Below are 13,456 nucleotides of genomic sequence, written 5' to 3'. Positions count from 1 at the left end.
ATTTAAGTGGATTCCTGCCGGGTTATGCTGAACGCGGGGCTTTACGGTTTTGTCGTTGCGTCGGGAGGGCGTAGCCCGACCAGAGCGACGACAAAACCGTCGGCGACGGTCATGCGGCCATCACCATAGCTTGCGTGCCGAAGTAAGCCTCGTCGGGCGTGCGCCCGTCAAGGCTCGAGTGAGGGCGTCCCTGATTGTAGAAGGCCAGATACTTGGCAATTGACGCTCGCGCCTCGGACACGCTGTCGTAGGCGCGGAGATATACTTCTTCGTATTTGACCGTGCGCCAGAGCCGCTCGACAAACACGTTGTCGCGCCAGGCGCCCTTGCCGTCCATGCTGATGGCGATCTTCGCGTCCAGCAGCACATCGGTGAACTCGAGGCTGGTGAACTGGCTGCCCTGATCCGTGTTGAAAATCTCGGGCCTGCCGTGCTTCGCCAACGCCTCCTGGACCGCTTCGACGCAGAAGGCCGCCTCCATTGTGATCGAGACGCGATGGGCCAGGACCCGTCGGCTGAACACATCGACGACCGCCGCGAGATAGACGAAGCCACGCCGCATCGGAATGTAGGTGATGTCCATTGCCCACGCATGGTCGGGCCGCTCGATCTTCAATCCGCGCAACAGGTACGGGTAGATCTTGTGACCCGGAGCCGGCTTGCTCGTGTTCGGGCGACGATAGACCGCCTCGATCCCCATGCGCTTCATCAGCGTCGCGATGTGGCGGCGACCGGCGTATACGCCCTCCCGCCGCAGCAACGATCGCAGCATACGCGCTCCCGCGAAGGGATAATCGAGATGCAGCTCATCGAGCCGACGCATCAAGGCAAGGTCCTCGGCCGAAACTGGCCGAGGTTCATAGTAGACCGTGCTGCGAGCCAGCTTCAGGACCTTCGCCTGGCGCACGATAGAAAGATCATGATCGCGGTCGATCATCGCTTTGCGCTCAGCAGGCCCGCCTTGGTGAGCGCGCCGGACAAAAAATCGTTTTCCAACGCCAGCTCGCCGATCTTGGCATGTAACGCCTTCAAATCGACCGGCGTCTCGGCCGATGTCTTGTCATGCCCAAACACGCCGGCGGCGCCTTCCAGGAGCTGGTTTTTCCAGATCGTGATCTGGTTCGGATGAACATCAAACAGTTGCGCCAGCTCCGCCAGTGTCTTGTCGCCTTTGACCGCAGCCAAAGTGGTCTGAGCCCCTCGCTTCATCCAGCAATGGAAAGAGTCCCGGTTGAATATGAGCCCAAGGGGCTCGGTGAAGCAACGGGGCGGGGCGCGGAGCCCTCGGCATAGCGCAGCGTCCCGTCCCGTTGCGGCCCAAGAGCGTTGCGTTCGGCGTATTCGGTCGGCGTGAGGTTGCCCAGGGCGCTGTGCGGCCGGGCGTTGTTGTAGTCGTCTTTCCAGGCCGCCAGCACGGCTCGCGCCTGTGCGAGCGAAGTGAACAGCGTCTCATTGAGAAGTTCATCGCGCAGGCGGGCGTTAAAGCTCTCGATGAAGGCATTCTGGGTCGGTTTGCCGGGCGCGATGTAGTGCCACTCGATCTGCCTCTCTTGGCTGAAGCGCAGCACGGCCATTCCGGTCAGCTCAGTGCCGTTGTCGGACAGGCACATCGCCGGCCGGCCGCGCCAGGCAATGATGACATCGAGCTCGCGTGTGACCCGCAGGCCCGACAGCGAAGTATCGGCGACGAGCGCCAGGCATTCGCGAGTGAAGTCGTCGACCACAGCCAGAATCCGGAACCGTCGGCCATCGGCGAACGCATCCGACAGAAAGTCGAGACTCCAGCGCTGGTTGGCGCCTTGCGGGATCGCCATTGGCGCCCTGCTGCCGAGCGCCCGTTTACGGCCGCCACGCCGGCGGACTTGCAGCCGTTCCTCGCGATACAGACGTCGAAACTTCTTGTGGTTCATGACCAGCCCCTCGCGGCGCATCAGCACCAGCAGACGACGGTAGCCGAACCGGCGGCGGATGGCCGCCAGCTCGCGCAGGCGGGCGCGTACGGCCGCATCATCGGCTCGCCCGTTGCGATAGCGCACCGATGCGCGATCTGCCCCCAAGGCTTTGCACGCCCGCCGTTCGCTCACTTCGAAGTTGGTCCGCAGATGAGCGACGGCCTCTCGCCTCGCGGCGGGCGTCACCATTTTTTTGACGCAACGTCCTTGAGCATGGCGTTGTCGAGCATTGCCTCGGCCAGGAGCTTCTTCAGCTTGGCGTTCTCGTCCTCCAATGCCTTCAGCCGCTTGGCATCGGATACCTCCAGGCCACCGTACTTGGCCTTCCATTTGTAGAATGTTGCGCTCGAGATCCCGTGTTTGCGGCAGACATCAGCCGTCGCCACACCCGCCTCCTGCTCCCGCAAAATCCCGATGATCTGCTCTTCCGTGAACCGACTTGGCTTCATGGTCCATCTCCTCAGAGGTGACGGACTCTACCCATTCTTGGAGGAGTTTGCGGGGCTCAGACCAAAAGCAACCTTCGCCTTGAATGCCGGAGAATGCGTCCGGCGGCTCTTCTTCGTCATCTTCGCTCCTGATTCGCAGCAAGAATCCTCGCCGCTGTCAGGCAGAAAATCCACTCAAGCTACTGTCCGAATTTGCGGGGCCAGCTCTCTGAAACCGCGATCGACGTCTTCGTCGAGAAATACCACGTCAAATACGGACGTGCGGTGGAGTGCCTGATCAAGGATCGCCATGCGCTGCTCGCCTTCTTCGACTTCCCTGCTGAGCACTGGATCCACCTACGCAGCTCGAACCCGATCGAGAGCGTCTTCGCCACGGTGCGCCACCGAACGGTGCGGACCAAGGGATCGCTGTCGCAACAAACTGCGAAGCTGATGGTGTTCAAGCTCATCGACGCCGCATCGAAGACCTGGCGGCGATTGAAGAGCACGAACCAGTTGCCGAAAGTCATCGCCGGTGTAAAGTTCATCGACGGAATCGAAGTCATTCCGAACACTGAAAGCCACGCCGCCTGATCAGGCCGCGTCACCCAAAATCAGCCATAGCTCCCAACAGGTTGGCTGTGGCGTTTGTCGATCACGCTGAGTCATCCAATCTGAAGTCTTTGGAGACTCATGGCGTGGGGCGGTAGCCTGGTTAGGGCCGCGCGCTGATGCTGTAGAGGCTGTTGGTGTGATCGCCGGTATCCCCACAGATCGCGTCCGGAATCTTCGGATCGCCGCTGGCGGCAATAGCGGCGTGGCCGGAGCGGTTGGAATGCTGCTTCCCAGATCCGATGGAGTGACTGGCGGAATTGCGGCGACCGCGTCACTTATCGACAGAATGATGTGCCTCTCGGTCCCGATGATTGTTGCATCAAGAGCAAGCGGCGTGAATCTCGCATGCAACAGGACCGATCGGCGCAGCCGACATCGGACAGTCGATCGATGTTAACGAAGCGACGTATCACATGTGATCGGCGGGCGTCGATAGTTGCCTGAGATGGTCCGTCGTGACGGCCGGCCGCCGCGAGCAACCATGCGATCCGCACCCCTCGGATGCTACGAGGGTTGCGATGCTCAGTCGGTGGTTCATTGTCGTCAGCTTTTCGACAGGTGCTGCAGGTAGAGTCCCTGCGAGTTCGATGGGCGCGATATGCTCGCGCCGAGCCGCTGCGAAGGTGATGAGAGAGGGGGCTCATCGAGGCTGCCGGGGCTGGTGGCGAGAGGCATTCATTCGCTCACCATAACGCTCGCAGTTTTACCGCTTTCTTCGATGCAATCAGGAGTGAACTAAATGGCGTATCTTCCCGTGGCCGGTCTCCCCGTGGTCGGCGCACTCGATTCGACGGTGAATGGGGTGGGGTCAGAGGGGGTGGTTGCCAGCCCAGCTTTCAGCACACTGTTGGGACAGTATGCCACGCCGGGTGCCTACCAGTACCTGCCGGCAGGCGCTGCCGTCGTTGTCGTTCCTGCAGGTGGCGTCACTACCGCTGTCGTGGCTCCGGCGGTCGTCACTCCAGTCGTGGCTGCTCCCGTGTACATGATGGCTCCGCCTCCTCCTTCCATGCTGTTGAGCCAGCAAAGTTCGGGTTCGGAGCCTTCCGTCGATCCGGTATGGACGCATGAGGTCAAGGATGGCAAGGCCACGATCAACCTCGGCGACAAATATACGATCACAGCCAATGAGAAGGATGGCACCTGGACCGTTCGCAACAACCAGACCGGCCATGTCACGAAGATCCATGGCGATCCCCATGTTGATGCTAACGGGGACGGCAAGGATGACTTCGACTTCAAGAAAGATATGACCTTCCAGCTCGACGATGGGACCAAGATTACCGTCAATAATGTCGACTACGGTAATGGTGAGACCATCTCCTCAAAGCTGACCATTACGAACGGCCACAACGCGATGGTTGTGGAGGGGCTCGGCGACGACAAGGATGGCAAAAACAATCTGAGGGTGACTCAGTCCAATGTTGGCATGACTCTTGATGAGCTGACACCCGATGGTGCCCAGACGATCCATGAGAGCGGCCAAGGCTGGGTCGATGGCGCCGGCGGCGTGGTGAATCAGGCGAGTATCGATGCCGGCGAACAGGGTCGCGCGCCGGGCAACTACCAGTCTGCAATCGCAACGCCTGCCACTGCAACACCCGTGTTCTTCGTTCCTCCTCCACCGCCGCCTCTTGCGATGGTTCCGCTTGCCGTCGCTCAGACGCCAGCGCCGTCATCTCAGCCAGCGCCAGTGTGGTCGCACGAGGTCAAGGACGGCAAGGCGACGATCAACCTTGGTGATAAGTATACGATCACAGCCGATGAGAAGGACGGCACCTGGACCGTTAGGAACAACCAGACCGGCCATGTCTCGAGGATCCACGGCGATCCTCACGTCGATGCTAATGGCGACGGCAAGGACGATTTCGACTTCAAGAAAGGTATGACCTTCCAGCTCGACGACGGCACGAAGATTACGGTGGACACGGTCGATTATGGCAAGGGAAAAACCATCTCCTCGAAGCTCACCATCACCAACGGCGACAATGCCATGGTTGTGGAGGGACTCGGCGACGACAAGGATGGGAAAAACAATCTGAAGGTCACGCAGTCTAATGCTGGGCGGACGCTTGATCAGCTGACGTCCGATGGAGCTCAGACAATCCATGAGACAAATCAGGGGTGGGTTGACAACTCCGGACGCAAGGTGACGCAGTCGGTGATCAACCACAATGAGAACCCGGATGCGCCGCCGGATTTCAAGACGATGATGCGCGAGGCCATGTTCCGGCGCATTTTCGGTCGCGATGCACAGCCGGCATGAGGCCTGATCCCGGGGAGGTCGGAAACTCGTGGAAGCGGGCGCTAGCGCCCGCCTTTCATTTTCGCCAAACGGCCGCGAGAAGGGCAGCTTGGCGATCTATCGATTTAGGATCGACGGTAACAGCCAGATTGTCTTGGCAATCGCAGCCTTGGCGCCGACAAACGGGCGGAGGGCCTCCAGACCCGGCTACCCCGCTAGAATTGCTGCGGCGCGTTGCCGGCGATGGAGGCGCTGCACGGGAACGGTGCTCTCAGGTCTGTCTGCAAGTCAACGTCCTGCAGATGCAGGCGTCGCAGCGAAAATCCCGGCCAAGATCGTAGATTGGATTGGGGACGGCCTCTGCGGCGCGATCTACCCTCGGCTCAAAAGCATAAGCCCTGTTTCGCGTTGAGCCCTGCCTGTCTTTAGCCTACGAAGCCGGGCGTGAACCCTTGCGCCCCCAGAACATCCATCATCCTCTCACGAAGCCGGAGGCGCCATGGCTTTGAGCATCACCATTTCCGTCAAAGTCTGCTGTTGGGGACGCCAAAGGGACGTCGCAGCAGCCCGCTGCCAAAAAGATCCAGGTGCATTCGGATTCGCGGAGCAGTTCGCAGCGGACCTGAAAGATCATAGAATGCGCATCTAACTGCTGGCGTGTGCCAAGTCTCACTTGGCACGTCTTCGATTCAATCACCAGGCGGCCGTATCGCTATCTGGCGCCGACCATCGGCTCATCCATCATCAAGCTCGCTCATGGCCTCATCCATATCCGACTGCGAATCGCTTATGACTTGCGTCGCGACGGAAACAAGAGCCTTTTCGAATGCTCGGCGCAGTAGCGCTGCACGCGTGTCATCGCCGCCGTTCTCGGCGGTGTCGGAGGGGGCGCCAACCTGCGACGCTGTTGCATTGATATCGGCTGCGTCTGCGTTCATGTCGTAACACCCGGATAGCGGCGTCGCCTAGATGACCTATCCTCTTCATGCTAGCAGGAGCAGCTTGCGAAAAGCTGACTAAGATCGAGCTTCCTTGGCGGCTTCATCCATGATCGAGAAGGATCATGAGCACGCGCCAGCGGAAGTGATGACATTCAAAGCGGCGCGCGATGCTGCTGTCGAGCTGGCTGCACGCAAGCGGGCCAATCTCGTCAAGGTGCTGCCTTAAAGAATTGCGGACTCAGGGCTTTACCTCCGACGGTTCGATCACGAAGTAGCATGTACCGGGGCGAAGGCCGCATACGTTATCGCAGGTGCACGAGCCGCCATCACATTCGTCTCCTTTTCCGCCAGTTAGCAATTCGTGGAACAGAAACGCGCCCTCTGCAAATTCCTTTGCGTTGCCTTGGCGAACTCCTCGGATACCGTTTTTCGATTGAGCGATTGCTTTCGTATACAGATGAAGTTTCGGGCAGTTCGCAGCAATGCCGAACGCCGCGCCCTGCAGAAATGCAACGCTTCGGCCATCGGCGTGCGCTGATGATGAGCACGGCCGTTGTTGGCGATTTGAACAACATCAGACCTCTTGTCCCCATAATTGGTATGGCCACCATACCGATTGCGGCGCTAAAGCATTGCTACCCTGCTGTTGGCTGATCTTCCTTATCCGCGCCGCGCATCACGATCTTCAGCGCATCATCCGGCAACGGCCGCTGCAATGCCTTTGCTTCATCCCGCGGCGCGCGCATCCATACGTCGCGCTCCTCATCGGTCGTCAGGAAGCCATAAACGAGGTGAGGGCCGGGGACCGGCTTGGACGAGCTATGCGGGATTTTGGGTGACGAGGCGATCAGGCGGCGTGGTTTTCCGGCACTTGGATGACCTCGATGCCGTTTTCGAATCTGACACCTGCGACGACCTTCGGCAACTGATTTGTGCCTTTCAGCCGCCGCCAGGTCTTTGATGCGGCGCAGAGCAGCTTGAACACCATCAACTTGGCAGTCGTTGACGATAACGAACCTTTCGTGCGCACCGTTCTGTGCCGGACCGTCGCGAACACGCTTTCGATGGGATTCGTCGTCCGCAAGTGGTCCCAATGCTCGGCGGGGAATTCGTAGAACGCAAGCATTGCGTCGCGATCTTTCGTCAGGCACTCGACCGCCTTGTCGTACTTCGCTCCGTATTTCTCGGCAAAGACATCGATCGCCACTTCGGCCGAAGCTCGGTTGGACGCCAAATAGACCTCGCGCAGATCCTTCTTCATGCTGGCCTGTACCGACACTGCGACTTTGTTCAAGATATTCGCGGTTTTGTGCACCCAGCACCGCTGATGTCGCGTGGCGGGAAAGACCTCGTCGAGCGCCTTCCAGAAGCCGAGCGCGCCGTCACCGACGGCGATTTCCGGGGCGATCTTCAGCCCTCGGGTTTTCGCCTCGACGAGCAGTTCGTGCCAGCTCTGCGTGCTCTCGCGCACGCCGACCTGGAAGCCGATGAGTTCCTTCTTGCCTTCCGGCGTCGCGCCGATCAGCACCAGCATGCATTCGCTGTGGTCTTCCATGCGAGCCTGCAGGAAGACGCCGTCCGCCCACACGTATACGTACCGGCGCGCCGACAGATCGCGCTTCTGCCAACGCTCGTACTCGAGCTGCCACTCCGTCGTCAGTCTGGAAACCACCGCCGGAGAAAGATTCGGCGCATCCTTGCCCAAGAGCGCCGCCAGCGCCTCCTGGAAGTCGCCCGTCGAGATGCCTCGCAGGTACAGAACCGGCAAAAGTGCATCCAAGCTCTTCGTGCGCCGTGCCCACAACGGCAGGATCGCCGAGGTGAAGCGGATCCGCTCGCCATCGCTGGTCACCGCGCGATCGCGAATCTTTACCCGGGCGACTTCGACGGCGCCGATCCCCGTCTGGATCGTCCGCACTGGACCATGGCCGTGTCGCACGAGGCGGTCGCGGCCATCGGGAAGCTTCAAGCCCTTCATCGCGGCGAGAAACGCCTCGGCTTCCATCTCGACAGCCTGCGCAAGCAGCTGCCGAGCTCCAGATCGCAAAATATTCGTCAGTGGATCGTCGATCTCATCGGGCTGACGCAGTGGGACAATGTTGCTATGCTCGTTCATGGCGTATCGCTCTCCTTGAGGTTCTGGCAGGCTCGACACCCGCCTCGATACGCCGCCTATCTCATTCCGTCATCACCCAGTTTCCCGCATAGCTCGGCTTGGACTAGGTGCCCCGGTCGCCCTTGAACCCGGTCCAGATGCCCGCGATCAGATGGGCATGGCGGCTACCGGCCGGTTGTACACGCCGCTCGCGGGAGAGATCGACAGGCGCGCAGCCAGCCAAGGAACAAGGTTGTGTTCCAGCCAGCCATGGCAATCGCTGATGAGCGATCCTCATCAGTGGTCGCGTTGTCGACCGTGGTGATGCATCCGGGCGAAGCTTTGCGCCGCAATGCTGCTCGAAGAACAGGGAGTCGTCCAGAAACCTGACGGCGTTTGCCCCTGAGGTTGGTGAGCGTGATTTTGGTTTGATGAGCGCTCATCCATGCGAATAAGTTGCTGAGAAACACGATGCCAGCAGGTCAGAGCTGGCCCCGGTTGTTTGGACAGCGCCCCGCTGGATTTAAGTGGAGTCCTGCCGGGTTATGCTGAACGCGGGGCTTTACGATTTTGTCGTTGCGTCGGGAGGGCGTAGCCCGACCAGAGCGACGACAAAATCGTCGGCGACGGTCATGCGGCCATCACCATAGCTTGCGCCCCGCGGGTCACTTCAAATTCCTCCGGGTGTGGTCAGTCAAATTCCTCCACCCGCGAGGCAGGACAAGGGACTGTTAGTTTGAGTTTGTTTCCCGGGCAAGAGCTTCAGCGGCTTCTTTGAGCCGATAGCTGCGTCCGTCGAACTCAAGCAGATGGCAATGATGCATAAGGCGATCGAGGATCGTCGTGCTCATAGTGTTGTCCCCAAGGTATGCCCCCCAATCCTGCACGACGCGATTGGAGGTGACGATGACGCTGCGGCGCAGTTTGTAACGCTGATGGATCAGGGTCTGCAGCAAAGTGCCGGCGGCGTCGGGGATGGCGCGTGCGAGGAATAGATCGTCCAGCACGAGGAGATCGCAGTCGATGATGGTTCGCAGCCGGACCTCGCGTTGTGCCGGAGAGTTCAGGGCGTAGCGGTGGAAGAAGTCGTCGGTCTCAAGATACTGGACCTTGTGGCTTTGCAGGATCGCCTGATAGGCAATCGCCTTGGCGATGTGCGACTTCCCGGTGCCAGGTTTGCCAACAAGCAGAGCGTTCTCGCCAGCGGCAATGAACGCCAGGGTGTGGAGCTGGAAGCAGGTCTGACGTGGCAGTTTGGGATTGAAGGACCAGTCGAACTCGGCGAGCGTCAGCTTTTCGTCGAGCCCGGATTGCTGGTATCGCCGCTCGATAAGACGGGACTGACGACGGTCCAGTTCATCCTGCAGGATAAGGGAGAAGGTCTCGAGGAAGGGCTGGTTGGCGCCCTGCGCCTGGAGCACGCGCGTCTGCAGCGTGTCGCGGACACCCGACAGGCGCAGCTGTCGTAGGCAACGCTCAATTTCCGGCATGGTCATCATGTGGCTAGGTCTCCAGTTTAAGGTGAGAAGGTGCAGCGGGAGCGCTCGTGGCGCCGGAGTTGGCCGGGGTTGCGCAGGCGACACGAGCGCGGATTGCCGTGGCGTGATCGTCGTGAGCCTCGGCCTGCCGACCATTGTCGTCGGCGTCGCGCCGCACAGCGCGGCTGAAGAGGTCGCCGTATTCCGCGGGGGTACGGATCAGCGGATGATCCTGGGTGAGCGGCGATGCCGGCTGTGGCGTCACTCCAACCTGCTCGATCGCCTGTTCGAACAACCGCTCGACGGTCGCACGCACGTGCTTGTAGCGGTAGATGCGGTTGTCGATGGCGTGCGCGCAGGCCTGCTCGACCAGCCGCGCCGGATACTTCCGGCCCAGCCCGACAATGCCCCACATCGCGCGCTGTCCGGGGCGCCCTTCGGTGTCGAACACCTGCTGGCACAAGGCCCTGGTCTGCGGTCCGATGCGCTCGGCGCTCGCCAGCAGCACGGCGGTTTGCCGCGACGGGTTGAACGGCCGTTCGCTGGTCGGCAGGACGACAGAACCGGGGTGCGCCATCCGGGAATGAACACGCAGCAGCGCACGGGTGTGGCGATCACGGATCTCGATCGTGGTGGTGTAGATGCGCACGACGACCTGGCTGCCGATCGGCGCGGGCCGCGCGGCGTAATAGCTGTTGTCGACGCGTACGGTGGTGTCGTCGCAGACAGTCCGGACGACTTCGGTGAAGATGCGGAAGGGAGCGACAGGCAGCGGCCGCAGGTGCGGCTTCTCTTCCTGGAACATCGCCTCGACCTGACGGCGCGTGCTGCCGTGGATGCGTTTGGAAGCCCAGTTCTCCTCCCAGTGCCTCAAGAACTCGTTTTGCGCCTCCAGCGTCTCGAAGCGCCGTCCGGCCAGCGCAGTGCCCTGGGTATGTTGAATCGCATTCTCGACGCATCCTTTCCGATTTGGATCGGCCACGCGCGCGGGATCGGCGACCACGGCGTAATGAGCCAGCATCGCGCTGTAAATCGGGTTGAGCTGGGGCTCGTACAAATCCGGCTTGAGGACGCCTTCCTTCAGGTTGTCGAGCACGACATAGCTGGGGACCCCGCCAAAATACCGGAACGCCTCTTCGTGGAGCTGCGCCCAGACTTGTTGGCTGGACTTCCAGACTACCCGCCGGAAGCTGCGCCGCGAGTAGCGTAGCGTCATCACGAACAGGCGGGGACGACGGTACCGCCCGCTCTTCGGATCAACCGTCGGCGCGCCCTCGCCATAGTCGACCTGAGCTTCCTCGCCGGGGAGGAACTCAAGACGATCAAACTGCTCAGGATCAGCGTGCCGCAACCGGCGCACAAACCGCTTGACACTCTGGTAGCTGGACGGAAAGCCAAATTGATCAACCAGGTCCTGGTAAATCGCCTGCGCGTTCCGCTTCAGCCGGACCTGTTCTTCGATCCACGTCCGATGCGCTTCGCAAGCCGAACGGGCCAGGCTGCTGGTGACCGTCGCTTCCGATGTCCCAAAAGCCGGTGGTCGGGGTGGAGGAATTTGGCCGTCCGCGCTCACCGAGCCGGTGGTCACTTCCCCGGGGGAATTTGCCTCCGCACCGGCCCGCAGCGCCTGATAACGCCGGATCGTCTTGCGATCGACACCCGTCAGCCGGTGAATCTCGCGCTGGCTGGTGTTGCGATCAAGTAATGTAAGTACGGTGCTTTGCAGATGTCGCTTCAAGACGTTCAACTCCCCGGCCCCTTGCTGGCTAAAGGGGTCGAACATAAACGTCCTGCCTGACCGGCTACTGCTGTTCAGCGGCGCTGACGGCGATCATCAGGTGGGGGAGTTTCAAGTGACCATACCCGGGGGATTTTGACCGACCCACGGGGTGCGTGCCGAAGTAAGCCTCGTCGGGCGTGCGCCCGTCAAGGCTCGAGTGAGGGCGCCCCTGATTGTAGAAGGCCAGATACTTGGCAATTGTCGCTCGCGCCTCGGACACGCTGTCGTAGGCGCGGAGATAAACTTCTTCGTATTTGACCGTGCGCCAGAGGCGCTCGACAAACACGTTGTCGCGCCAGGCGCCCTTGCCGTCCATGCTGATGGCGATCTTCGCGTCCAGCAGCACATCGGTGAACTCGAGGCTGGTGAACTGGCTGCCCTGGTCCGTGTTGAAAATCTCGGGCCTGCCGTGCTTCGCCAACGCCTCCCGGACCGCTTCGACGCAGAAGGCCGCCTCCATTGTGATCGAGACGCGATGGGCCAGGACCCGTCGGCTGAACACATCGACGACCGCCGCGAGATAGACGAAGCCACGCCGCATCGGAATGTAGGTGGTGTCCATTGCCCACGCATGGTCGGGCCGCTCGATCTTCAATCCGCGCAACAGGTACGGGTAGATCTTGTGACCCGGAGCCGGCTTGCTCGTGTTCGGGCGACGATAGACCGCCTCGATCCCCATGCGCTTCATCAGCGTCGCGATGTGGCGGCGACCGGCGTATACGCCCTCCCGCCGCAGCAACGATCGCAGCATACGCGCTCCCGCGAAGGGATAATCGAGATGCAGCTCATCGAGCCGACGCATCAAGGCAAGGTCCTCGGCCGAAACTGGCCGAGGTTCATAGTAGACCGTGCTGCGAGCCAGCTTCAGGACCTTCGCCTGGCGCACGATAGAAAGATCATGACCGCGGTCGATCATCGCTTTGCGCTCAGCAGGCCCGCCTTGGTGAGCGCGCCGGACAAAAAATCGTTTTCCAACGCCAGCTCGCCGATCTTGGCATGTAACGCCTTCAAATCGACCGGCGTCTCGGCCGATGTCTTGTCATGCCCAAACACGCCGGCGGCGCCTTCCAGGAGCTGGTTTTTTCCAGATCGTGATCTGGTTCGGATGAACATCAAACAGTTGCGCCAGCTCCGCCAGTGTCTTGTCGCCTTTGACCGCAGCCAAAGCAACCTTCGCCTTGAATGCCGGAGAATGCGTCCGGCGGCTCTTCTTCGTCATCTTCGCTCCTGATTCGCAGCAAGAATCCTCGCCGCTGTCAGGCAGAAAATCCACTCAAGCTACTGTCCGAATTTGCGGGGCCAGCTCTCTCGCCCGGTCCAACCGCCTCGCGTCGCCTGAGCGCGCGCACCGCATGCTTGCGATGCCAGCCAGTCGTCGCGCACAGCTCGTCGAGGATCCGTCCCTTCTCCGCTCGTTTGGCCGATCGGTAACGCTCCGTTACCACCGACACCACCTCGCGCCGCGCGCCCATGCTGATCTTTCCCGCCATAGACGCCACCGAACCAATTCGATGGCACCGACCCAATCATCGGCGAGAAGTTGTCCAGTAACATTCTGGGTGAGGCAATGCGCCCCTCAATCAGTCCATCTCGTGGGCTAACGTCTTGATTTTTCAAGTGCCGGAAAAGTGACCCCGGCGCCGATCGGCGTCGGACCCCCGCGCCGATTCACACAACCCCTCACTCTTCGTCCACTGGGCGCGCCTTGGTCACGCAACGGTTGGGTGACAAGAGCCGGATGATGCGAGAGTATCACGTCCGGTTGTGTGTCCAGCGAAGGCTGGCATGTTCAGCAGGAGACAAACCTGCCGGGGTAGAAGTCAGAGCCCCGTAGTTTGGATAGCAGAGGTGATGGAAACTGAAACTCTGAAGCCTATCGACAAAGTCTCCCCAGGGGAGGCTACGAGTCATCGGGCCGTAAT

At 60.8% G+C, this 13,456-nt stretch carries 8 protein-coding genes and 3 pseudogenes; 2 read left to right on the top strand and 9 right to left on the bottom strand.

From position 1 onward, the window contains the following. Nucleotides 1–109 precede the first annotated feature (109 nt). From ABIF91_RS43810 to ABIF91_RS43800, 3 genes are all read right to left on the bottom strand, one after another. A protein-coding gene (locus ABIF91_RS43810) for an IS3-like element ISRj2 family transposase (RefSeq protein WP_424579879.1) occupies nucleotides 110–1,209 on the bottom strand; the annotation gives its coding sequence in 2 pieces (ribosomal slippage) (nucleotides 110–978 and nucleotides 978–1,209; 1,101 coding nt in all). Continuing rightward, nucleotides 1,206–2,401 (bottom strand): IS3 family transposase gene (locus ABIF91_RS43805; protein ID WP_424579878.1). Its coding sequence is split into 2 segments (ribosomal slippage): nucleotides 1,206–2,150 and nucleotides 2,153–2,401, totalling 1,194 coding nucleotides; the frame shifts between segments, so codons are not numbered across the junction. Before ABIF91_RS43805 ends, ABIF91_RS43810 begins: the two co-directional genes overlap by 4 nt. A 27-nt stretch (nucleotides 2,402–2,428) precedes the next feature. Further along, nucleotides 2,429–2,575 (bottom strand): hypothetical protein, encoded by a 147-nt coding sequence (locus ABIF91_RS43800; RefSeq protein ID WP_424579877.1) that lies wholly within the window; start codon nucleotides 2,573–2,575, stop codon nucleotides 2,429–2,431. A gap of 33 nt (nucleotides 2,576–2,608) precedes the next feature. Between ABIF91_RS43800 and ABIF91_RS43795 the strand changes: the two are divergent. Both ABIF91_RS43795 and ABIF91_RS43790 read left to right on the top strand, forming a co-directional pair. Then, nucleotides 2,609–2,974 (top strand): annotated as a pseudogene (locus tag ABIF91_RS43795) (transposase); the annotation flags it as partial. 760 nt (nucleotides 2,975–3,734) lie between these two features. Further along, entirely contained in the window at nucleotides 3,735–5,261 is a 1,527-nt protein-coding gene (locus ABIF91_RS43790) for a DUF1521 domain-containing protein (protein ID WP_028154393.1), read from the top strand. 713 nt (nucleotides 5,262–5,974) lie between these two features. On the opposite strand, the gene ABIF91_RS43785 is transcribed toward ABIF91_RS43790, so the two are convergent. The 6 genes and pseudogenes from ABIF91_RS43785 to ABIF91_RS43760 all read right to left on the bottom strand — a co-directional run. Further along, nucleotides 5,975–6,178 (bottom strand): hypothetical protein, encoded by a 204-nt coding sequence (locus ABIF91_RS43785; RefSeq protein WP_011084467.1) that lies wholly within the window; start codon nucleotides 6,176–6,178, stop codon nucleotides 5,975–5,977. Nucleotides 6,179–6,816: 638 nt separating this feature from the next. Beyond that, nucleotides 6,817–7,002, bottom strand: a pseudogene (locus tag ABIF91_RS43780) (hypothetical protein); the annotation flags it as partial. A 26-nt stretch (nucleotides 7,003–7,028) separates the two neighbouring features. Next, nucleotides 7,029–8,297, bottom strand: coding sequence for an IS256 family transposase (locus ABIF91_RS43775; protein WP_424578651.1), 1,269 nt, complete (start codon nucleotides 8,295–8,297; stop codon nucleotides 7,029–7,031). Nucleotides 8,298–9,007: 710 nt separating this feature from the next. Continuing rightward, a complete protein-coding gene (gene istB, locus ABIF91_RS43770; protein ID WP_424578711.1) occupies nucleotides 9,008–9,775 on the bottom strand; it encodes an IS21-like element IS1631 family helper ATPase IstB in 768 nt (255 codons plus the stop codon). 4 nt (nucleotides 9,776–9,779) lie between these two features. Continuing rightward, nucleotides 9,780–11,537: an IS21-like element IS1631 family transposase gene (istA, locus tag ABIF91_RS43765; protein WP_100214066.1), complete on the bottom strand. Its 1,758-nt coding sequence runs from the start codon at nucleotides 11,535–11,537 to the stop codon at nucleotides 9,780–9,782. A gap of 112 nt (nucleotides 11,538–11,649) precedes the next feature. Continuing rightward, nucleotides 11,650–12,753: pseudogene (locus ABIF91_RS43760) on the bottom strand (IS3-like element ISRj2 family transposase); the annotation flags it as partial. Nucleotides 12,754–13,456: the final 703 nt, after the last annotated feature.

It is taken from the genome of Bradyrhizobium sp. USDA 241 (assembly GCF_049739505.1).
GTDB classification, from domain to species: Bacteria; Pseudomonadota; Alphaproteobacteria; order Rhizobiales; family Xanthobacteraceae; genus Bradyrhizobium; species Bradyrhizobium liaoningense.
Note: the sequence above shows the minus strand (reverse complement) of the source record. Positions and strands in the feature narration are given on the sequence as shown.

What these genes read in the sequence shown, in the direction of transcription:
- istA (WP_100214066.1), bottom strand. Translation starts at nt 11,537, where the DNA reads ATGTTCGACCCCTTTAGCCAGCAAGGGGCCGGGGAGTTGAACGTCTTG.
- ABIF91_RS43790 (WP_028154393.1), top strand. Translation starts at nt 3,735, where the DNA reads ATGGCGTATCTTCCCGTGGCCGGTCTCCCCGTGGTCGGCGCACTCGAT.
- ABIF91_RS43785 (WP_011084467.1), bottom strand. Translation starts at nt 6,178, where the DNA reads ATGAACGCAGACGCAGCCGATATCAATGCAACAGCGTCGCAGGTTGGC.
- istB (WP_424578711.1), bottom strand. Translation starts at nt 9,775, where the DNA reads ATGATGACCATGCCGGAAATTGAGCGTTGCCTACGACAGCTGCGCCTG.
- ABIF91_RS43775 (WP_424578651.1), bottom strand. Translation starts at nt 8,297, where the DNA reads ATGAACGAGCATAGCAACATTGTCCCACTGCGTCAGCCCGATGAGATC.